Annotated in this window: 23 protein-coding genes; 10 read left to right on the top strand and 13 right to left on the bottom strand. The window is 34.4% G+C overall.

Annotated elements, in window-relative coordinates; translation table 11 throughout:
- Positions 1-40: 40 nt before the first annotated feature.
- From CW751_RS10325 to CW751_RS10310, 4 genes are all read right to left on the bottom strand, one after another.
- Positions 41-868: a hypothetical protein gene (locus CW751_RS10325; protein ID WP_101334917.1), complete on the bottom strand. Its 828-nt coding sequence runs from the start codon at positions 866-868 to the stop codon at positions 41-43.
- A 160-nt stretch (positions 869-1028) separates the two neighbouring features.
- Entirely contained in the window at positions 1029-1235 is a 207-nt protein-coding gene (locus CW751_RS15695) for a GDCCVxC domain-containing (seleno)protein (protein WP_008992943.1), read from the bottom strand.
- Position 1236: 1 nt separating this feature from the next.
- Positions 1237-1836, bottom strand: a complete 600-nt coding sequence (gene merTP, locus CW751_RS10315; RefSeq protein ID WP_008992944.1) for a mercuric transport protein MerTP — start codon at positions 1834-1836, stop codon at positions 1237-1239.
- Positions 1833-2207, bottom strand: a complete 375-nt coding sequence (locus CW751_RS10310; protein WP_008992945.1) for an ArsR/SmtB family transcription factor — start codon at positions 2205-2207, stop codon at positions 1833-1835. Before CW751_RS10310 ends, merTP begins: the two co-directional genes overlap by 4 nt.
- Before the next feature lie 726 nt (positions 2208-2933).
- Here CW751_RS10310 and CW751_RS10305 point away from each other — a divergent pair.
- The 6 genes from CW751_RS10305 to CW751_RS10285 all read left to right on the top strand — a co-directional run bounded on the left by CW751_RS10305 (position 2934) and on the right by CW751_RS10285 (position 6896).
- Positions 2934-3767: a helix-turn-helix domain-containing protein gene (locus tag CW751_RS10305; RefSeq protein WP_101334916.1), complete on the top strand. Its 834-nt coding sequence runs from the start codon at positions 2934-2936 to the stop codon at positions 3765-3767.
- Positions 3768-3857: 90 nt separating this feature from the next.
- Entirely contained in the window at positions 3858-4427 is a 570-nt protein-coding gene (locus CW751_RS10300) for a YceI family protein (RefSeq protein WP_101334928.1), read from the top strand.
- 212 nt (positions 4428-4639) lie between these two features.
- Positions 4640-5194, top strand: coding sequence for an NADPH-dependent FMN reductase (locus CW751_RS10295; RefSeq protein ID WP_101334915.1), 555 nt, complete (start codon positions 4640-4642; stop codon positions 5192-5194).
- Positions 5195-5375: 181 nt separating this feature from the next.
- Positions 5376-5516 carry a TRIC cation channel family protein gene (locus CW751_RS15690; RefSeq protein ID WP_240612567.1) on the top strand — a complete coding sequence of 47 codons (141 nt, stop codon included), beginning with the start codon at positions 5376-5378 and terminating at the stop codon, positions 5514-5516.
- A 36-nt stretch (positions 5517-5552) separates the two neighbouring features.
- Entirely contained in the window at positions 5553-5999 is a 447-nt protein-coding gene (locus CW751_RS10290; protein ID WP_240612566.1) for a trimeric intracellular cation channel family protein, read from the top strand.
- 21 nt (positions 6000-6020) lie between these two features.
- The gene (locus tag CW751_RS10285; protein WP_101334914.1) at positions 6021-6896 is read left to right on the top strand and encodes a pirin family protein; all 876 of its coding nucleotides are present in this window, start codon (positions 6021-6023) and stop codon (positions 6894-6896) included.
- Positions 6897-7305: 409 nt separating this feature from the next.
- Here CW751_RS10285 and CW751_RS10280 read toward each other — a convergent pair whose 3' ends face one another.
- The 3 genes from CW751_RS10280 to CW751_RS10270 all read right to left on the bottom strand — a co-directional run bounded on the left by CW751_RS10280 (position 7306) and on the right by CW751_RS10270 (position 9182).
- Positions 7306-8250 carry an NADP-dependent oxidoreductase gene (locus tag CW751_RS10280; RefSeq protein WP_101334913.1) on the bottom strand — a complete coding sequence of 315 codons (945 nt, stop codon included), beginning with the start codon at positions 8248-8250 and terminating at the stop codon, positions 7306-7308.
- 171 nt (positions 8251-8421) lie between these two features.
- Positions 8422-8718, bottom strand: a complete 297-nt coding sequence (locus tag CW751_RS10275) for a cupin domain-containing protein (RefSeq protein ID WP_240612565.1) — start codon at positions 8716-8718, stop codon at positions 8422-8424.
- A 92-nt stretch (positions 8719-8810) separates the two neighbouring features.
- Positions 8811-9182 carry a winged helix-turn-helix transcriptional regulator gene (locus CW751_RS10270; protein WP_101334912.1) on the bottom strand — a complete coding sequence of 124 codons (372 nt, stop codon included), beginning with the start codon at positions 9180-9182 and terminating at the stop codon, positions 8811-8813.
- A gap of 285 nt (positions 9183-9467) precedes the next feature.
- Here CW751_RS10270 and CW751_RS10265 point away from each other — a divergent pair, with 285 nt between their 5' ends.
- From CW751_RS10265 to CW751_RS10250, 4 genes are all read left to right on the top strand, one after another.
- Positions 9468-10394, top strand: coding sequence for a ClpXP adapter SpxH family protein (locus CW751_RS10265; RefSeq protein ID WP_101334926.1), 927 nt, complete (start codon positions 9468-9470; stop codon positions 10392-10394).
- 137 nt (positions 10395-10531) lie between these two features.
- Positions 10532-11995 (top strand): catalase, encoded by a 1464-nt coding sequence (locus CW751_RS10260; RefSeq protein WP_101334911.1) that lies wholly within the window; start codon positions 10532-10534, stop codon positions 11993-11995.
- 241 nt (positions 11996-12236) lie between these two features.
- The gene (locus CW751_RS10255; RefSeq protein ID WP_101334910.1) at positions 12237-12803 is read left to right on the top strand and encodes an MliC family protein; all 567 of its coding nucleotides are present in this window, start codon (positions 12237-12239) and stop codon (positions 12801-12803) included.
- 144 nt (positions 12804-12947) lie between these two features.
- Positions 12948-13823, top strand: coding sequence for an AraC family transcriptional regulator (locus tag CW751_RS10250; RefSeq protein WP_101334909.1), 876 nt, complete (start codon positions 12948-12950; stop codon positions 13821-13823).
- Between the two features lie 225 nt (positions 13824-14048).
- Here the strand turns inward: CW751_RS10250 and CW751_RS10245 are convergent, their stop codons facing one another.
- The 6 genes from CW751_RS10245 to CW751_RS10220 form a co-directional block, all read right to left on the bottom strand.
- Positions 14049-16025, bottom strand: a complete 1977-nt coding sequence (locus tag CW751_RS10245; RefSeq protein WP_205677817.1) for a copper-translocating P-type ATPase — start codon at positions 16023-16025, stop codon at positions 14049-14051.
- Entirely contained in the window at positions 16003-17319 is a 1317-nt protein-coding gene (locus CW751_RS10240) for an APC family permease (RefSeq protein ID WP_101334908.1), read from the bottom strand. The genes CW751_RS10245 and CW751_RS10240 overlap by 23 nt, the downstream gene beginning before the upstream one ends.
- A 238-nt stretch (positions 17320-17557) precedes the next feature.
- Positions 17558-18397: a universal stress protein gene (locus CW751_RS10235; protein WP_101334907.1), complete on the bottom strand. Its 840-nt coding sequence runs from the start codon at positions 18395-18397 to the stop codon at positions 17558-17560.
- A 112-nt stretch (positions 18398-18509) separates the two neighbouring features.
- Positions 18510-19079, bottom strand: coding sequence for an AraC family transcriptional regulator (locus CW751_RS10230; protein WP_101334906.1), 570 nt, complete (start codon positions 19077-19079; stop codon positions 18510-18512).
- A gap of 4 nt (positions 19080-19083) precedes the next feature.
- The gene (locus tag CW751_RS10225) at positions 19084-19527 is read right to left on the bottom strand and encodes a heme-binding domain-containing protein (protein WP_101334905.1); all 444 of its coding nucleotides are present in this window, start codon (positions 19525-19527) and stop codon (positions 19084-19086) included.
- Entirely contained in the window at positions 19524-20102 is a 579-nt protein-coding gene (locus CW751_RS10220) for a DUF3347 domain-containing protein (protein WP_101334904.1), read from the bottom strand. Before CW751_RS10220 ends, CW751_RS10225 begins: the two co-directional genes overlap by 4 nt.
- Positions 20103-20109 lie beyond the last annotated feature (7 nt).

Raw genomic sequence — 20109 nt, 5'->3', positions numbered from 1 at the left:
GGCGCACTGGCAGTCATTCGACTGTCAGCCGTCTACTCGATTAGCCTTTCGTTTTTTTTATTTTTCTAATAACCTTATTCTTTCTCGTACTCCTAATGTCCAATTCCTTTAGGGTCTGTTTCATTTCTGAAATATTAGTGTCTTCAGAGAAATCGTCAAGTTTTAATGTTAAGGTGAAAAACTCAGAGTCGTTCATTTTGTCTATAAAATCCACAAATTCACGTGGGTTTGTTAGAACAATTAGTTCAAACGTTTTTAAGTCAGTCTCACACAAGTCGAATGTTTCAAAGAATGAGGTTATTGAAGTTGAGTCAATCGACTGCGGTCTTTCCTTTACTTGAGTAAATCTCTGATACTTGTTTTCCCTTATGCGATTAATTTCTTTTAAAAACGTGTCCTTAAGTTCAGCAATTTCGATTCTAAATTCTTTCTGACATTTTTCAGAAAAGTTGCTTAGTCTGGAGCTTTCTGAATATTTAAGCTTGTTAAACTGTTCGTTATTATATCCTATTTCTCGTCTTGCGATTTTGTCAGTTTCACTAAACATTTTCCAATATTCAGCACTATTCCTGATTTTGTTAATTATCGAATCACAAGCTCCATATTTCTGGTAATGAACTGCTTTCTTTTTTGACTTAGTAGCATTAGCTTCATCTAGCACAGTCATTGAGACAGTATCTATTTCACCTAACCAATAACGATATTTAAAGTAGGTGTAATTTTCACGGATTCCGTTTTCACCTTGGGGAGTAATTATCTCAATTTCAGAAATCAGCTTGGAGTCAATTGAAAGATATACAGAATCCAATTGGGCAAATGAAACTTGTCCAAGAAAACAACTGAGTATGATAATTAGAATCTGTTTCATTTTAATGACCGCTAACGTTTAGTATATGCAAAGTAGGCGATTGCGGGCTTCAAACTTATCAAACCGAGATGAAGTTGAAGCGAGCTACAACCGTTGAATTTACTGCTATTTCGCCTATTTTGTATATACATTGTTAGCGGTTCGGGCTTTTTTTCTTCGGTCAGCAACATTTCTCGTCTTGTTGAATTGGTGGACATTTCTCGCTCCCATAACTGCAATAAACACAGCAGTCTCCTTGTTGTGGTTTCAATACAGTTTTGCAGTTTTCGCACTCGTAAAAGTATTGGCAAGCATCTGTCGGCATTGTTTCTTCTTTTTTGTGTCCGCAGTTGGGGCAAGTGATTGTTGATTGCAATTTTATTTCCATTTTATTTTTCCTTTTTGTCTCTTACTGAATATCCTGTTCCGTTAATTGCTGTTTCGATTTCGGCTATGTTAGTTTTTGAGTTGTCAAATTCAACGATTGCGTTTCCATTCTCGTATGAAGCAGTTGATTTGATTATTCCTGAAAGTTTGTTCACTTCGTGGTTTACGTGTTCTTCGCATCCTGCACAAGTCATTCCGCTGATAGTAAACTCAACGGTCTGTAAATTTGATTTGTCAACTACTATTACTTGTTTTTCTGTCTTAGGGTAGAAAATATGTGCATAGTAAGGAAAGGCAAGCATTACAATTGCGAATGCTGTAACAATTCCTAAAAACTTTTTACTCTGAATGAATTTTGGCTTTTCATCAGTTTCACAATCACAGTCTATTTCCTTTTTCGGTTTTAGTTTTTGATACCAAGCAAAACCAAGAACCAAAATTGTCAAACCAATTAAATACGGTCGGAAAGGTTCAAGCCACGAAAAAGAGGCAGCAAGTCCGCTTGTTCCTGCAATTAGTGCCAAAACTGGTGTAATACAGCATAGAGAAGCAGCGAATGCCGTTAAAATTCCTGCTCCGATTAGTTTATTGTCCTTTTTCATATTGTCTCCAAAATTTTGTTTTCGTCAAGTATTATGAAAAACGGTTCAAGCAAGTTTTTGTATTCGTTTGTCAGCGAATAGAAAATGGTCTGTGCTTGCCTTTCTGTTTCAATGAGTTTTCGGTCTTTGAGTTTTCGCAGGTGTTGAGAAACTGCCGAAATGGTCATTCCAAGAACATCACTCAGGTCGCAAACGCAAAGTTGTTTCTCTTCATAAAGCAGGAACAGGATTTTCAGTCTGACGTTGTTACCCGCCAATTCAAGTCCGTTCGATAAGTAGTCAAACGAGCCGTTGAGTTCTGCAACTCGGTCTTTACAACGGTTGATTTGTTTAATGTCCGCTTGTTGTCTTATGCAAGAATTGTTTTCCATAAACACAAAGATAGTCAACTTGTTTATTTAAGCAAATGCTAAAATACAATATTTTAAAAATAACCCGATTTGTTTCTCGGGTCGTTTTATTGCCTGACCGCTAACTCGTTTATACATACATATAAACTGTACAATATATGCTAAAAGTGGAAATATTGTACAGTTTTACTGAATAACATATATGTAAATCTAACTAAAATTTCCTAATCAGCACCAAACCATTCAAACTCTTAAATAATTAAATATCACTTAAATGCCAATTCCAGCGCAAATATTTCCTCCCCGACCCTGACGAAGATGGAAATCCTGTTCTTCTGTTGTGCTCAGCTGTACACATCAAAAGTAGCGACCTTGGAAGCTCACTTTTCGGGGTTTAACAGCGTAGCTTCAACAGTGGAACAGATTGGAGGTGCAGGCAGATATAGGGCGCATAAAAAGGAGTGTGAGAGGGAGAGGGAGAATGAGAGTGAAAACGAGAATCAGTGTTATGATTTAGTTTTGTTTTAGACCTTAAAGTACGATTCCTACATTTAGTAATTAACCGCAATTTAGTATCAAGAGGCTCTCCAATTCAAAATAAGCTTCGCTGAGTGCTAAAGCCGTTCATAATTAATTCATTCGTAATTGTCTATGAAATCGCAATTCATTCATCCAATTCTAGCGTCTAATTCTTAAAAAAACAATTATTTTTATTGTCTTTATTAAACTAAACATTCTTGAAACGATATGAATGAACTATTCCGAATATTCAAAATTGACGAGAGGGAGCTTGAAAATACTTCAGTAAATTTTGAGGAGCCTCAAAGTCAGGGCTACGAAGAGTTGTTATTGGGTATAAAAGGTGAAATTGAACACTTTATAGATTTTAAAACATCAAATATTGAAGCTCCATTTGTGAGTTTTATCACCAAAGGAAAGGTGCATAGAGTTATTCCAAAGAAAAAAGAAGAAAAGTGTGAAATTTGGAGAGTTCAGTTTAAAAGTGAGTTTATTCCAGAATCCACATTTCAACTTTATTCAATGTATCATGGTAAAGCAAACGTAAAATTAAACAATGGGACTTGTTTCAACCGATTAGTAGCTTTATGTGAAATGATGGAGGAAGAAGCAAAACAAGAGAATCCAAGCTATGCAATTATTAAGCAGCTGCTCAGTCTTTTATTTACAATAATTGAACATGAAAAAAAGAAATTAGATAAATCAAGGGTTGAATTACAGAAATCACAAAATATCGCATTCGGTAATTTTCTAAATATCTTGGAGGAAAATTTTCAAAAACCACTTAGTGTTGACTTCTATGCGGATAAGCTTTTTATGTCAACGCGCAACTTAAACTTAATTTGTCAAGAAATTCTAGAGCAAAGTGTTTCTGAAATTATAGACACAAGGAAATTAATTGAAGCGAAGAACCTTTTAATTTCTACAGATAAAAACATTACTGAAATTGCTAACGATCTAGGATACAATGAAAACTCCTACTTCTCAAACGTTTTTAAGAAAAAATCTGGTCAATCCCCTACTGAGTTTAGAAATGAGATGAAAAAACTACTTACTACCTAAAATTACAAGCTTCCTTCCGAAAAGTATAAGGTTTTATAGGTTCAAAATCAGTATATTGTCAATTCACAAAAAAATAATAGTTATATGATTATGAAAAACTTATTAGCCTTAATGGTTTCGATTTTATTTAGTGTAGGAACCTTTGCTCAAACTGAGTGGAAAGTAGATCCTTACCATTCTTCTTTAAATTTTAACATTGCACACTCTGGAATTAGCATTGTAAACGGAAAGTTCTTAGACTATGAAGGAACTTTAACAACTGTAGGTGAAGCGCTAGAGAAAGCGAAATTTGACTTTACTGTAAAGGTAAAAAGTATCAACACAAATGTTGAAAAAAGAGACAATCACCTAAGAAGTGCGGATTTCTTTGAAGTTGAGAAATATCCAAACATGACTTTTGTAAGTACAAAAATCGAAGAAGCAAAGAAAAAAGATCACTATAAGTTACATGGAAAATTGACCATTAAAGATGTAACAAAAGATGTAGTTTTTGATGTTCATTACGGAGGTACTGTTAAAAGTGACCAAGGTGAGAAATTAGGGATGAAAGCTGAAACAACCATTAACAGACTAGATTACAATGTTGATTACGACCCAACAGGTGCAGGGATTGCTAAAGATGTTGAACTGGTTATTCACTTACAATTTGCAAAACAGTAAATTGACTTTGTATGCAAAATTTGATATCAGCAACGGTTAATCAATAAGACTGCTATCAAAAAACATGAATTTATTGATATGCAGAATGTCCTGAGACGAGCTACAAACGAATTAAATTAAATAATCAATTTTGCAAACACACAATTAACCTGCTTTATCATTTAATGATTAGGTAGGTTAATTTTTTCTTTAAAAACTTAAAAATCTTAATTATGAAAAAATACAAAATTGCAGTTATCGTAGGAAGTTTACGAAAAGAATCTTTCAATTTAAAAACCGCCAAAGCTATGATGGCAATGGCTCCAGAATCTTTAGAAATGAGTTTTTTGGATATTAAAGGACTACCTTGGTTTAATGAAGATTTAGAAGGTAATCCGCCCAAAGAGTGGGAAACACTTCGTGAAGGTATTCAAAAAGCTGATGGTTTACTTTTTTTTACGCCAGAATATAACAGATCTGTGCCAGGTGTCTTAAAGAACGCTATTGATGTAGGTTCTCGTCCGTATGGTGAAAACTCTTGGAATGGAAAACCTGCTGCAATCGTAAGTGTTTCTATTGGGAATATTAGCGGATTCGGTGCAAATCATCACCTGAGACAATCACTGACTTTTGTGAATGTACCAACGATGGCGCAACCAGAAGCTTACATCGGAGAAGCTTCAGCGCTTTACGATGACAATGGAAATCTTAATAATGATTCCACGAAAGAGTTCTTTAATACATATTTGGATGCTTTTGAGAAGTGGGTTCATACCATTGCAAAATAAAAAAAGTTCGTAAGCGATGAAAAAACACGCTGAATATTTCTTAATTTAATAAGCTGTAAAAATTCTAAAATAGAATGAGGTTGAATAAAAACCTAAACATTAGAATATTGAAGTGTTGAAACAAGCTATTTTTGTAAAGTAATGCAAGACAGCTTTTTTTAGACAAAACTTGGTTATTAAAATGGAATCTATTGGAGTAATAGAAATTATTGGAACTGCTGCTTATAGTATTGCTGGAGCTTTTGCAGCAAAGGAGAAAAAACTAGATGTTTTTGGTGTTTTTATTATTGCGTTTATCACCGCATTGGGAGGTGGAACATAACGAGACATTCTAATTGGAAAAGTTCCCGTTTCTTGGATGCTTGATTTAAGTTCAACAATTGTTGTGCTCATCACGGCAATATTAGTTCTCATTTTTAAAAGTGAAATCAAGAATTATCATAAAACGCTTTTGTTTTTTGATGCTATTGGTCTTGGATTCTTTACCGTAGTTGGAATACAAACTGGAATTGAATTTGAGATGAATCCAGTGATATGCGTTGCCCTTGGAATAATTACGGCTTGTTTTGGTGGAGTTATTCGAGATGTCTCCTTGAGTAATATTCCTTTGGTTTTTCAAAAAGAAATCTATGCCACTACTTGTATCTTTGGAGGGCTGATCTTCTTTATTCTGCTAAAACTAAACGCGCCAATAATGGTGAGCAAAGTTTCATGTCTTGTGTCGGTCGTTTTATTTCGACTGTTATCAGTCAAATTTAACTTACATTTACCTACCAACTTGAAACTCAATAAAACAAAATCATAACACAACGAAAAAATTAAAAATATGTCAAACGTAGATTTAATTATAGAAGAAAGAGCTGCCGATATTGGAAACTTTATGGTCGGACGATTATTACCATTTCGTAAGAAAAGAATGGTCGGTCCATTTATTTACATTGATCACATGGGGCCAGTAAAGTTAAACGAGCGTCAAAACTTTGATGTTTTGCCTCATCCACATATTGGACTTTCCACGTTGACGTTTTTATTCGAAGGCAGTATAATGCACCGTGATACTATTGGAAATGAAGAAGAAATAAAACCTGGAGCAGTAAACTGGATGACAGCTGGAAAAGGGATTGTTCACTCAGAGCGTACGCCCGAATATTTGCGTGACTCTGATTTATTCATGCACGGATTGCAAATTTGGGTGGCGCTTCCAAAGGATAAAGAACAAATGGAACCTCAGTTTTCTCACATTGAAAAAAGTGAAATTCCAGCTTGGTCGGAAGGAGATGTAGATTTCAAACTGGTTGCTGGAGAAGCATTAGGAAGAAAATCTCCTGTTCCTGTTTTTAGTAAGCTATTCATGATTGAAATAAAAAGTAAATCGGAGCAAACACTCAAAATTGGAGATCAGCTTTACGGAGAGTCAGGTTTATACATTCTGGAAGGAAGCATCAAAGAAGGTGGACATGAGTATGGAGAAAAGCAAATTTTAGTTGCCAAAGACAGTACTTTATGTGAATTTACAATTTCCGCCAACAGTACCGTTTATATTTTTGGTGGTGAACCCTTTCCAGAAAAAAGATACATCGACTGGAATTTTGTTTCATCTGATAAAGAATTGATTGAAGAAGCAAAAAAGAAGTGGGAAGATCAATCTTTCGGTAAAATTGAAGGAGATGAGGAATACATCCCCTATCCTACCCGGAAATAATCAGTAAATAAAGTTATATTTCCAGTTATTACACCTATCATGACATTGTTGGTTTATTTAATTTATCTATTCTAAAGCAGATAAATAAGAATATCGTTTTAAAAGCAGATAATTGGATTTATCGGGCTTAAAGCAGATAAATTAAATATATGTTTGGATAATTCCTTGGGTAAGGTTGCCCTTTAGTTTTTCGAATTCGTTTTCACGATTTGTAAAAGCTTTCGAACTTACTGTTACACCATATATAAATGGAGATTGTTTCATATTATACTGTTAGGTATTATACCCAAAGGTATAAAATAGATTTAAAGTGACAAATAATGTGTTGAGCTATTTTTAGGTGTGTAGCTCTTTGTTGTTCAAATCAGTAAAATAGATTAAACTTAGATTGGTTAAAACCCACAAAACATTACTCCATCGCAATAACAATCTTTCCTTTAGTATGTCCTTTTTCCAATTCTCTATGGGCTTCACGAATTTCATCGAGGGTAAAGGTTGATGAAATATGAGGTTTCAATTCACCAGCTTTTAATAACTGAGCGATGGCTTGCATGTCTTCCTTATTATTTTTAAGACTAAACCTTACGCCAACACATCCCGCTTTTTCGGCTTTTTCTTCAACTGCTTCATTAGACGAACTAGGAATGCTAATCAATACGCCGCCTTTCTTTAAGGATTTTAATGAACGATCGATATACTCCCCACCAATCAAATCAAAAACCACGTCCATATTTTGTGCTTCTTCTTCAAAATTTTGGGTTTTATAATCTATAAAATGATCAGCACCCAATTCTTTTACAAAGTCTTCTTTAGGTTGAGAAGCTGTTGCCCATACTTCAGCACCAAAATGTTTAGCAAATTGAACTCCATAATGTCCTACTCCACCTGAAGCAGCGTGAATCAATACTTTTGAATTGGGACCTAATTTTCCGAAATACCTCAACGCTTGATAAGCTGTAATAGCAGCAATGGTACTGGCTGCTGCAGCTGCAAAACTCACTCCTTCAGGAATAAGTGTTAAATGCTTTTCTTCAGCTACAAAGTATTCAGCATAAGTTTTGCCAAAGCCTGGAAAGCCAATGATCCCAAAAACTTTATCACCAGGTTTAAACTCCGTAATGTCTTTCCCTACTTTTTCAACTACTCCACTGGCATCCCATCCTAAAATAGGATATTCATGCTTTAGTAGCTCTGGGCTAAATCGATTTCCATCACGTGTTTTTATTTCGATAGGATTGATACTGGTCATTTCCGTTTTAATCAGAATTTCATTCTCCTTTATAGCTGGAGTAGGAATTTCCTTTATTGTCATTTGATCTGCATTTCCTGTATCTTTTAATATTGCTGCTTTCATAATTATTTAGTTTTTTGATTTTAAATAAGGTGTGCTTACAAGACAAAAAATATCCCTTATCTCAATTTTAAAATGAAATAGAAAATCGTTTATTTTCGTCCCGGTAGCTCACTTAATTGATATTTCGAGATAATTTGTAAGTTTTACTTTTTGTTATAAAAATGCTGAGTTCTATTTAAAAAACTCAAATTCAATATCTTTAGGCATAAAGTGAACACCTTTAAAGTCTGATACCACTTCAATTTGATGTTTTGCTTGTGGAGGAACAAGCAATGAATCACCAGATTTTAGTGGAGTTGCTTGTCCGTCCATGTGGAAAAGACATTCCCCTTCGTGAACAAATACAATTGATTCTACGTTGGCAAGGTGTTTAGGCATTAAATCACCTGATTTTCCTTGCATTTGTTTGGCGATTAGGTTTTTCCCTGTAGCCAATGTACGAACTCTTGGAGGCGTTACTTTTTTCATAATCTATAGTTTTTGTGTATTCGAAAATATGCCTATTATGCGAATTGATCAAATTATCTTAATATTAAAAACCGTTTGTTTCCGACCAGCCACTATTTATTTTCATTTGACCCAAACAAAGACTTTCTATAGGCAATTCCCCAATTAGCTATTTCATTAATAACTGGAGCTAAGGTTGCGCCATATTCTGTAATTGAATATTGAACAGTAATTGGTTTGGTATCCATCACTTTTCGATTGACCAAATGATTCATTTCTAAATCTTGAAGTTCTTTGGAAAGCATTTTAGTTCCAATTCCATCTATTTCCCTCAATAAATCCATGAATCCCAACTTATTTCCTTCAATTAAAGTTCCTATAATGTGAAATTTCCATTTTCCTGATAATATACTCATAGTATCACTTATGGCCTGCATCCTCGTTTGACAAACGGGGGTATCATTAATTATCGCTTTCTTTTTCATTCTATATCATTATGCTGAATCTTTTAGACTATATTTCCTCCTTGGTAGTTTCCTAAAGGAAAGTGCTTTCCAAAGGGAAATGCATGTCAAATATACAGTTAAAATCTTGTATCTTTGTAATAACTTAAAATTTTATAGAAATAAAAAAACGAAGGATGAAAAAGTTATCTGGAGTTTATAAATTAGAAAAGAAACTTCATTATGATATCTAGAATTAGCCTCTTAGCAATATTAATTTCTTTGTTCAGCATTGGAACTGTTCAAGGACAAACAAATAGTAAAGACATGAAAAAAGATACAACAGAAAAAGCAAACAATCCGCTTCTTTGTGATATTGAAACGGGAATGTGTGAAACGGGAGAAACAGAAAACTCTCCCAAGAATGTAAAAGGTTCAAATAGCGAAAAAGTGAAATTAGTTTACTTTACAGATCCGATTTGTTCTTCTTGTTGGGGAATTGAACCACAATTAAGAAAGCTTAAATTGGAATACGGAGAACACATTGACATTGAATACAGAATGGGTGGACTTTTACCAGACTGGAGCTACAACAGCGGTGGAATTGGAAAACCATCAGATGTTGCTAGTCACTGGGATGAAGTAAGTCTTCATTACGACATGCCAATAGATGGTGATTTATGGCTAGAAGATCCGCTCGACTCTTCTTATCCGCCATCAATTGCTTTCAAGGCTGCGCAAATGCAAAGTGAAGAAAAAGCTCATTTGTTCATGAGAGAAATGCGCGAATTGGTTTTCTTAAAGAAGAAGAACATAGCCAAGTGGGAACACATGGCTACGGCAGCAAAAACGGTTGGACTTGATGTTGAGCAATTAAAGACAGATTATGAAGGAAAAGCAAAATCTCTTTTTGAGAAAGACTTAAAAGTAGCTAGAGATTATGGGGTCAGAGGTTTTCCAACAATTTTCGTTATTGATGACGCTGGAAATAGAGATATTGTTTATGGTACAAAACCTTACGCTTTTTATGAAATGGCTATTCTAAAAGTGAATTCTAACATTGAAAAAAGTGAATACAGTAAGAAATGGGAAAACCTATTTGCAGTTTATCCAACACTCACAGCAAAAGAATATTCTGTGCTTTCAGGAACACCAAGAGCAGAAAGTGAAGATGTGTTGAATGACTTAACTGCTAAAGGAAAGTTGGAAAAGTTAACCACCAAGAACGGTTCAATGTGGAAGTTCAAAAAGTAGTTTAGAATATTTAAGTTTCAGTGAAGCAGTAGAAAAATTAGTTCCTACTGCTTTTTTTATGGAGTTATTGATTTTTCACTCCATATAAACCAACATTATTATTTATATTGTAAGCTAAATCACAAAACATTCAAATTATGACAGATAAGAAGAAAAAACTCACCTCCGTTTCTGGAAGACCTATAGCAGAGAATCAAAATGTAAAAACAGCTGGAAAAAGAGGCCCAATGCTTTTAGAAGACTTCTGGTATTTAGAAAAATTAGCACACTTTGATAGAGAAGTAATTCCAGAAAGACGAATGCACGCTAAAGGATCGGGAGCGTTTGGAACATTTACAGTTACAAATGACATTACAAAATACACCAAAGCAAAAATCTTCTCTGAAATAGGAAAGAAAACAGATATGTTTGTTCGTTTTTCAACCGTTGCTGGAGAAAGAGGCGCGGCAGATGCAGAAAGAGATATTCGTGGATTTGCAATGAAATTTTACACAGAAGAAGGAAATTGGGATTTAGCTGGAAATAATACGCCTGTATTCTTTTTAAAAGATCCATATAAATTTCCTGACTTAAATAAAGCGGTAAAACGTGACCCAAAAACAAATTTAAGATGTCCAAACAACAATTGGGATTTCTGGTCCCTCCTACCCGAAGCTTTGCACCAAGTAACCATTACGATGAGCGAAAGAGGAATTCCAAAGTCCTACCGTCACATGAATGGATATGGTAGTCACACTTTTAGTTTTTTGAATGCCGACAATAAACGTTACTGGGTGAAATTCCACTTCAAAACAGCACAAGGAATTGAAAACATTACCGATCAAGAAGCTGAAACTTTGGTAGGAAAAGACAGAGAAAGTAATCAAAGAGATTTATTTGATGCAATTGAGGAAGGGAATTTCCCAAAATGGCACATGAAGGTTCAAATCATGCCAGAAGAAGATGCTAAAGATTACCGTTTTAATCCTTTTGATTTAACGAAGGTTTGGCCTCACGGAGATTATCCTTTAATTGATGTTGGTGAGTTTGAATTGAATAGAAATCCAGAAAACTATTTTGCAGAGGTTGAACAAGCGGCATTTAATCCTGCGAATGTAGTTCCAGGAATTGGGTTTTCACCAGATAGAATGTTACAAGGACGTTTGTTCTCTTATGGAGATGCACAGCGCTATAGATTGGGGGTAAATCACTACCAAATTCCTGTGAACAAACCACAATGTCCTTTCCATAATCCGCACAGAGATGGTGCAATGCGTGTGGATGGAAACGAAGGTTCTACTTTACATTACGAACCAAACAGCTATGATCAATGGAAAGAAAGCAAAGAGTATGCAGAACCTGCTTCTAAAATTGACGGTGATGCATTTCATTACGACCACAGAGAGGACGATGATTATTACACGCAACCCGGAAATTTATTCCGAATAATGTCTCCTGAACAGCAAAATGTTTTGTTTGAAAACACAGCGAGAAATATAACAGGAGCTGAACAATTTATTCAAGAAAGACATATTGGAAATTGCTATAAAGCTGACCCAGAATATGGGAAAGGTGTTGCCAAAGCTTTAGGAATAGACATTTCTAAGTTAGATTTATCTTAGATAAAGGTATAAACACACTTTGTGTATAAAATTAGCTTGACCTTTCTAAAATTAAAACACTCAATTATGAAGCGAATTTTCTTTTCCAAATTGAGTGTTTTTTTTATTTAACGGGAATAAAATATTCATCATGATTTTGGAATGGACTTTGCACAATGCAATTAGCAAGTTTGAAACATCTTCAAGCCTCAATTAAGAACTAAATTTTTACACAAAAAATAAGAATTAATAAAAAAACAGAATGACAAAAAAGATTTTGACCATTACATTGGTTTCCGCAATGATTTTAAGCTCTTGCAGCGAAAGCGCAGAACAAGAGAGTTTAGAAACGACAGAAGAAACAAAAACCGAAAAAGTAGAGACAATAACTTCCGTTGATGAAAATGGTAAAGAACTCCAATTGGCCTTCAATAATGCAGAAGGGAGAGTAACTCTAACTTTTGAAGGAGAAACGATAGTATTAGCATCAGAAAAACCTGCTTCTGGAATTTGGTACAAAAACGATCACTATGAACTCCGAGGAAAAGGAAACGACTTAGAGCTGAAAAAGGACGGTAAAGTTATATTTGAACACCAAGATGATATAGTTAATTATTCATTGAAAAATAAAGAGGGAGAAACGCTTGACATGACTTTCAATAATACAGAAAATACCGTAAAAATATATTTGAATGGCGGTGTGCAAATAGATTTAAAAGGTGAACGAGCAGCGTCAGGAATTTGGTATAAAAACGACACTTATGAATTGAGGGGTAAAGGAGACGACCTTGAATTGACTAAAGATGGCGAAACGGTTTTTAAAAATTAATTGTACTCTTACGAGCCAAATAACTTTAAATAAGCCAACTACTTAAGTAGCTGACTTGTTTTTTTTCAAAGTAATTACAAATTATTTCTATTTTTACTTTAAAATTAATTACCTGATTTAAATTAATAATTCGCTAGTGTAAGGATGAACACCGTTAAAACATATCAAAAAGTAAATGCCGAAGAAGAGAATTTAAGCTTTGGGATTTCTCGCATGGAAGATATTTATGTGAAAAGAGAAGGAAAACCAGATGAACCACATCGGCATAACTTCTATACTGTTTTAGTTGTTAAAAAAGGAAAAGGTGAGCATAAAATTGACTTCAACACTTATGATCTAGCCAACCAACAAGTGTTTTTCGTTGCTCCTGGACAAGTCCACCAAGTCATTGAAACGGACAAGTCTTATGGATTTGCCATGACGTTCTCCAATCAATTTTTAATCGAAAATGCAATTCCAATTTCTTTTATTGAAAGTTTAAACCTCTTTCAAAATTATGGGCAAAGTCCGCCTCTAACACCAGATGATAAAAAATTCAAATCCATATTTAATTATGCTGAAAACATATTTGAGTTTTTTAATAGTGATAAGAACATGAAGCTTTTGTCCATTGGATCACTTTTAAAGCTGCTCTTAATAGAATGCAACAATATTTGTTCAATCAATCCCATAGAATCTGATGCTGACTCATCGGGTGATAATTTAATTCGAAATTTCAAAACGGCTGTCAATAAAAACTATAAAAAAGAACATTCTACTAGTTTCTATGCGAATGAGTTGTTTATCTCCTCTGATCATCTTAATCGTACTTTTAAAGCGAGAACTGGGAAAACAGCCAAAGAGTATATTCAATCTAGAATTATTACCGAAGCCAAAAGATTAATTTATTTTACAGATCTCTCCAATAAAGAAATAGGATATGAACTCGGATTTAGTGAACCCGCCAATTTCAGCGCATTTTTTAAAAAACATACAGATTTGTCCCCTTCTCTTTTTAAGAAAAAAGAAGGAATTAGTTAAAATGCCTATCCAATACTTTACAAGTCAATATTTCTAAATCGTCATTCATACGAATAAACGGTTAACTGACAAGATTCTTCAAATTGAGAAATTATAAAAGCTACTTTCTTCTCCTTAACACAAAAAACTGTCATTCGAAAGGAAGCTCAGTAACGATGAATTACTTTTCAAATATTTACGACTCATCTTTTTAATACAACATTTTTAGTGCTTACCTCTTCAGCATTATCCAATCTTTCGTCTCAACAATTGCGCATTCAAGGCACAAACTATAGTACTCACGCTCATCAAAGCAGCTCCAAAAGCGGGACTTATCATTAGTCCTGGAATAAAACCTGTGGCAATGGGTAAGGCAATCACGTTATAGCCTGTAGCCCAAACTAAGTTTTGAACCATTTTTTGGTACGTCGCTTTTCCAAATAAAATTAAGTTTACAATGTCTTTTGGGTCGCTGTCCATTAATACGATATCGGCCGTTTCGGCAGCTACATCAGTCCCTGAACCAATGGCTATTCCAACATCCGCTTGGGCAAGAGCAGGCGCGTCATTTACACCGTCTCCAACCATGGCCACAAATTCATCTTGTGCTTGCAATTCTTTTATTTTCTCTAATTTTTGATCGGGAAGCACTTCTGCCATATAATCGTCGAGGCCTAACTTATCTGCCACATCTTTGGCCACAATTTCATTATCTCCTGTGAGTAAAGAAGCTTTTATGTTGTGATCATGTAGCGTTTTAATAGCATCAAAAGAACTTTCTCTTATTTCATCTGCAAAAGTGATAAAACCGATTAGTTCGCCCTCTACAAAAGTGAAAACCTTGGTTTCTACTCCTTCCTTCTCATCTTTATCCACGGTCTCATTCATTTTCTCCAACAACATATTTCCTCCAGCGTGAACTTCTTTGCCATTTACTTTTCCGTTCACTCCAACACCTGCTGTGTATTTAAAATCAGTAACTGATGGAATGTCTAACTTATCTTCTTTTGCTTTCCGCGCTAATCCTTTGGCGATATGATGCTCTGATGGACTTTCTACTGCCGCTGCATAAGTTAAAAGTTCCGTTTCCGTATAGTCAGAATGAAGCGAAACTATACGTGTGATTTCATGTGAACCTTTGGTTAAAGTTCCTGTTTTATCAAACACTATAGTTGAAATTTTTCGAGACGACTCAAAAGCAGTTCTATTGCGTATTAATAAACCATTTTGAGCAGAAATACTTGTGGAAATTGAAGCCACAAGTGGAATGGCTAACCCTAGGGCATGAGGACAACAAATCACCATCACTGTTACCATGCGCTCCATTGAAAACGCTAGGTTTTCACCCAATGCCAACCATGTAAAGAAAGTTCCAAAACCTAAAACTAGCGCTACAATTGTCAACCATTTAGCTGCGGTGTCTGCGAGGCGTTGCGTTTTTGATTTTTGCTTTTGAGCCGTTTGCACCATGTCAATTACTTTGGAGAGATACCCCTCTTCTCCAATTCCTTTAACACGAACTTTCACCACACTGTTTCCATTGATGGCACCACCTATGACTTCCTCCTCAACGCTTTTGGTGATTGGTTTACTTTCACCGGTTAACATACTTTCATTGAAATCACTTTCTCCTTCGATAATTATACCATCGGCAGGGACTTTTTCACCCGGACGAATTAAAATAATATCATCTTCTTTGAGCTCATCAATTTTCACTTTACGTGTTTGATCATCTTCTACTAGATTAGCTTCATTGGGCATCAAATCTGCTAAGGCTTCTAAAGCTTTACTTGCTCCTAATATGGAGCGCATTTCAAGCCAATGGCCCAGCAACATTACATCGATAAGCGTTGCTAATTCCCAAAAGAAAGTTTGACCTTCAAGGCCGAAAACAACTGCGACACTGTAGAAGTAGGCAGCGGAAATAGCGACCGCAATAAGGGTCATCATTCCCATGGATTTGCTTTTTAGTTCACTGACTAAACCTTTTAGAAAAGGCCATCCGCCATAAAAATAGACAATGCTGGATAACCCAAAGTGCAGGTAATTACTACCAGTGAAACTCCAATCAACACCCAATACGCCTTGTATCATTGGCGCTAAAGCAAGGATGGGGAGCGTAAGAATTAGAGAGATCCAAAATCTGCGTTTAAAGTCTTTAATCATCATTTTATGATGATTGTGTTCTCCGGTATCGTGATCAGAATGTTCGTGATTTTCCATTTTGTTGTTTATTAGCGTTTAAAAAGAGTCTTTCTCCTATAAATATAAGTAGAATTAATGCCGCAGCAACGATTACTACTAAAGTGTCTTGTTCAAACTTAATCCAAGAGAATGCCCCAAGAACTATAAAGTCAAGAATTATGGCGATAGAAATAATATACTTGTTTGCTTTAATTTCTTTTCTTAAACGTCTTAAAACTCCCCAATGAATAATTATATCCATAATTAAATACAAAATTGCACCCAAGGATGCAATCCGACTGAGATCAAAAAATATCGTGAGTATTATAGCAAGTACGGCTGTATAAACTAACATGTGTTTTTGAATACTGCCTTTCATACCAAAATGACTGTGGGGAATGAGTTTCATGTTAGTTAACATAGTTGTCATTCTTGAAACTGCAAAAATGCTTGCAATTATACCTGAAATGGTAGCAACGATTGCAATTCCTACAGTAAACCAAACCCCATATTGACCAAAAGCTGGTCGAGCAGCTTCAGCTAATGAATAATCTTTAGCAGCTACAATTTCAGCTATAGAAAGGTTTGATGTCACGGAAAAAGCGACTAAAATATAAACCACCGTACAGATTAAAATTGAAATAATGATGGCTCTTCCTACATTCTTATTTGGTTTTATAATTTCATCACCACTATTTGTGATTGTAGTAAACCCTTTGTAGGCTAGAATTGACAATGCAATGGCACCTATATAGCTAGCCCAACTGTATTCGGAAGTATCAGAAGGTATTAAACGCTCCATAGTAACACCAGAAAACCATAACGTAGCGATTGCAAAAACAGCAATTCCACCAATTTTAATAATGGCCATTGTTAAGGATGATTTTTCAATCAACTTATTTCCAGAAATGTTTATTATAAATGCAGAGATAATTAGTAAGACACCTAAAAGTGGTATCAGCATTGAGTTTTCACTTACATCAAATAATTGTAATGTATATGTGCCAAAAGTACGTGCGACTAAACTTTCATTAATGACCATTGAAAGGGCCATCATGAGTGCAGCAGATGCAGTAATAGTTCCTTTTCCATAAGCTTTACTAAGATACATGGCTATACCACCTGCTGAAGGATATGCATTTGACATCTTAATATAAGTGTAGGCACTAAATCCAGAAATCAAAGCACCAATAAGAAATATATAAGGAAATAATTGACCTGATAATTCGGCAACTTGACCCAATAAAGCAAATATTCCTGCACCAATCATGACCCCGGTACCTAAGGAAACCGCACCTCTCAATGTTAAACTATTTTTTTTATAATCGCTCATTTTTTAATTTTCTAGAATGAATATTTATTTTCAGTCTGAATGTTTCTCTATCATGGTTGTAAGAAAAGTAATGTATTCTTTAAAATTTAATACATCAACTTCTTTATCGATTGGTTTTGAAGCAGAAAAGTAATTTTCTTTTATTTGAAGTTATAATGTTGGATGTTCCTTTTTAATTTCATTGATTAAATTTGAAACTCTACTTTTTATTCCTCTACACTTTCCATGAATTTGTGTTTTAATGGGTCTTTAAATTCAAACTCAATACTGGAATTTCAGATTGATTAATTACTTTTTCTGTAATGCTTGGAGAAAATATTTTTTTGAAACCCGATTTTCCATGAGTAGCTAAAACAATAACATCTATTTTATTCTCCTGAGAAAACTTCAGTATACCTTTTTCTTCGGTTTTTGCATTGTAAATATATGTACGACCCTTGTTCCCTTTCCCTGCAGACAAATTTAGAAACGATTGCATATCATTAAGAGCATCATCAGTTTCTTTGAAATTATGAGGCGTAATTACGTTGAGTAATTGAACATCTGCATTCATTGATCCTGAAAATTTAAGTATTCTTTTGAAAGCTTCAATAGCTTCCTCCTCAAAAGTTGAAGCAAAAAGAATATTTTTTATGTCAAAGGTTTTTACTTTCTTTTTGATTATTAAGACAGGAACGGTTGAAGTTTGTATTACCCTTTGAGCGTTGGAACCAAGCATCCCTTTAAAACCTTTCGCTCCATTTGACCCCATGACAATAAAGTCATGTTTATGGTGTTGGGTATGTGCATCAATTTCCTCTCTGCCTTTATCAAAAACTAGAAAATCTTTGGCTATTAACCCCATTTTCTCAGCTTTCCTTTTGAGTTTGCTTAATTCACTTTTTGCATAACCGATCTCTTTCTTGGTCTCATGAAAATTATCCTCTTCTTCTTTTGGAAGATTAACCCAATCTACTGGAGTCATGAGCAAGTGAAGGAAATGAATTTCTGCATTTGCTTTTTTTGCCATTTCTAAGGCAAGCTCTGATGCAATTTGAGCACATTTCGAAAAGTCTGTGGGTACAAGTATATTTTTCATTTTATTTACTTTTATAATTTATAATAGTTCAAGCTATCTGTTACTAAATCGTTGCTAAACAAATATATAATAGTATTAACTTTATTGTTTACCATTTTACATTTAATGAATATCATATTTTGTCTATGGGAATGCGCTTACTCTTCTCATGGTTTTTGTATTCAGATAAATTAATTCCAGTAACATTTTTAAACTGTCGAGATAATGCAGAAGAGTTTTGATAACCTAATTTGTAGGCTATATCAGAAAAGTTTAATTCATCATTTTCAATTAATTCTTTTGCTCGCTCAACTTTTAATAAGATGCTATATTGACGAATCGTTTTGTTGAATGTTTTTGAAAATAATTTGCTTAAGGAATCATAATTTAAATCTATTCTCTTGGTGATATATTCAGATAACTTTAGCTGAAGATCAGAAGACCAAACGTATTCAATAATTATCCTTTTAACTTCCTCTGCAAGAATATCTTCACTATTACCAATGATTTCAAATTCATTGTTTTTTATGATCTCTTCGATTTTTGAATTACTGACTTTCTTTGGATTGTAGCGTAATACAATTTTTCCAAGAGAGATGTCAATAATTTTAACATCTATTTCTTTAAATTCAATACTTAACACTTTTAAGCATCGACTGCAAAGCATTCCTTTAACATTAAATTCTTTTGTTATGACATCCATCTTTCTATAAATTAGTAATCCATTCTTCAATCAGCTTCTTTTCATTCGCTGTTAATTTGGCATCATTGTGCATTAGTGTATAGGAGGAAAGTGGCATTTCACCATCTTTAACTTGGTTCTGTATAGAGAATAGTTTATTTCTTTTTTTTCTATCTGAATAATCACCAAACTCGCTAAAGTTCAATTCTTCTTTACCTTCACGAACATGTTTATCCATTAGCATTGCCATGGGTTGAATTCGACTGTAAAAGGGATAATTTGTATTGTTACTGTGGCAATCAAAACATGAAACTTCTAAAATAGTTAAGACATTATCTGGAATAGTATAAACCTTCCGTATGTCAGTATACGGCGTGATTTCTTGTTGATTGATACTGGTTGGGATAAATTGAATCCCAACCAATACTATCAATAAACTATATATTATCCATTTAATATAAGACTTCATTTGATTTCACCATTTATTTTTCCGCACTTTGGCATACTTTGACCCATGAACGGATTGTTCACTTCATTTTTATTTGTTACCCAAATAGCACCTTTGTTGTTATTTGCCATCGGACAATAAGCTTCGTAAACCTTTTGGTCTGTTCCAACAATTTCAATTAAATCTTTAATGTCCAAACTAAGCAAGACTAAATGTTCACGTTGATGGTGAATATCGCCAGCGTTTTCAGTAATATGTCCAGCATGTTCAATTGAACTATTCATGATCTCATCAACTTCTTTGTATTCTTTGTTTGAAAGCTGATCACCTTGAAAGTCTTTTAATGCATTTGATAACTTCTCACTTGATTTTGCTGCGTCGGCGGCTGAATCATTTGTAAGGTTTTCTGACATTTCGAAATAGCTATTGAGTATTGAAGAAAGGTTGTCCTTTTTCGTTACTTCTTCTGTCTGTGTAGAAGAATTCACTTGCTCTGTAGTTTCTGTTGGTTTTTCAGTAGGTGTAGAATCACTACCTGCACAACTCGTTAGAACGAAAAAACCTCCTGCCATTAATACTGTCATTACTTTTTTCATTTTATTT

Source organism: Brumimicrobium salinarum, assembly GCF_002844555.1.
GTDB classification, from domain to species: domain Bacteria; phylum Bacteroidota; class Bacteroidia; order Flavobacteriales_D; family Crocinitomicaceae; genus Brumimicrobium; species Brumimicrobium salinarum.
Note: the sequence above shows the minus strand (reverse complement) of the source record. Positions and strands in the feature narration are given on the sequence as shown.

What these genes read in the sequence shown, in the direction of transcription:
- CW751_RS10300 (WP_101334928.1), top strand. Translation starts at nt 3,858, where the DNA reads ATGAAAAACTTATTAGCCTTAATGGTTTCGATTTTATTTAGTGTAGGA.
- CW751_RS10280 (WP_101334913.1), bottom strand. Translation starts at nt 8,250, where the DNA reads ATGAAAGCAGCAATATTAAAAGATACAGGAAATGCAGATCAAATGACA.
- CW751_RS10290 (WP_240612566.1), top strand. Translation starts at nt 5,553, where the DNA reads ATGCTTGATTTAAGTTCAACAATTGTTGTGCTCATCACGGCAATATTA.
- CW751_RS10285 (WP_101334914.1), top strand. Translation starts at nt 6,021, where the DNA reads ATGTCAAACGTAGATTTAATTATAGAAGAAAGAGCTGCCGATATTGGA.
- CW751_RS10245 (WP_205677817.1), bottom strand. Translation starts at nt 16,025, where the DNA reads ATGGAAAATCACGAACATTCTGATCACGATACCGGAGAACACAATCAT.
- CW751_RS10250 (WP_101334909.1), top strand. Translation starts at nt 12,948, where the DNA reads ATGAACACCGTTAAAACATATCAAAAAGTAAATGCCGAAGAAGAGAAT.
- CW751_RS10230 (WP_101334906.1), bottom strand. Translation starts at nt 19,079, where the DNA reads ATGGATGTCATAACAAAAGAATTTAATGTTAAAGGAATGCTTTGCAGT.
- CW751_RS10220 (WP_101334904.1), bottom strand. Translation starts at nt 20,102, where the DNA reads ATGAAAAAAGTAATGACAGTATTAATGGCAGGAGGTTTTTTCGTTCTA.
- CW751_RS10295 (WP_101334915.1), top strand. Translation starts at nt 4,640, where the DNA reads ATGAAAAAATACAAAATTGCAGTTATCGTAGGAAGTTTACGAAAAGAA.
- CW751_RS10325 (WP_101334917.1), bottom strand. Translation starts at nt 868, where the DNA reads ATGAAACAGATTCTAATTATCATACTCAGTTGTTTTCTTGGACAAGTT.
- CW751_RS10265 (WP_101334926.1), top strand. Translation starts at nt 9,468, where the DNA reads ATGAAAAAAGATACAACAGAAAAAGCAAACAATCCGCTTCTTTGTGAT.
- CW751_RS10270 (WP_101334912.1), bottom strand. Translation starts at nt 9,182, where the DNA reads ATGAAAAAGAAAGCGATAATTAATGATACCCCCGTTTGTCAAACGAGG.
- CW751_RS10305 (WP_101334916.1), top strand. Translation starts at nt 2,934, where the DNA reads ATGAATGAACTATTCCGAATATTCAAAATTGACGAGAGGGAGCTTGAA.
- CW751_RS10240 (WP_101334908.1), bottom strand. Translation starts at nt 17,319, where the DNA reads ATGAGCGATTATAAAAAAAATAGTTTAACATTGAGAGGTGCGGTTTCC.
- merTP (WP_008992944.1), bottom strand. Translation starts at nt 1,836, where the DNA reads ATGAAAAAGGACAATAAACTAATCGGAGCAGGAATTTTAACGGCATTC.
- CW751_RS10225 (WP_101334905.1), bottom strand. Translation starts at nt 19,527, where the DNA reads ATGAAGTCTTATATTAAATGGATAATATATAGTTTATTGATAGTATTG.
- CW751_RS15690 (WP_240612567.1), top strand. Translation starts at nt 5,376, where the DNA reads ATGGAATCTATTGGAGTAATAGAAATTATTGGAACTGCTGCTTATAGT.
- CW751_RS10275 (WP_240612565.1), bottom strand. Translation starts at nt 8,718, where the DNA reads ATGAAAAAAGTAACGCCTCCAAGAGTTCGTACATTGGCTACAGGGAAA.
- CW751_RS10260 (WP_101334911.1), top strand. Translation starts at nt 10,532, where the DNA reads ATGACAGATAAGAAGAAAAAACTCACCTCCGTTTCTGGAAGACCTATA.
- CW751_RS15695 (WP_008992943.1), bottom strand. Translation starts at nt 1,235, where the DNA reads ATGGAAATAAAATTGCAATCAACAATCACTTGCCCCAACTGCGGACAC.
- CW751_RS10235 (WP_101334907.1), bottom strand. Translation starts at nt 18,397, where the DNA reads ATGAAAAATATACTTGTACCCACAGACTTTTCGAAATGTGCTCAAATT.
- CW751_RS10310 (WP_008992945.1), bottom strand. Translation starts at nt 2,207, where the DNA reads ATGGAAAACAATTCTTGCATAAGACAACAAGCGGACATTAAACAAATC.
- CW751_RS10255 (WP_101334910.1), top strand. Translation starts at nt 12,237, where the DNA reads ATGACAAAAAAGATTTTGACCATTACATTGGTTTCCGCAATGATTTTA.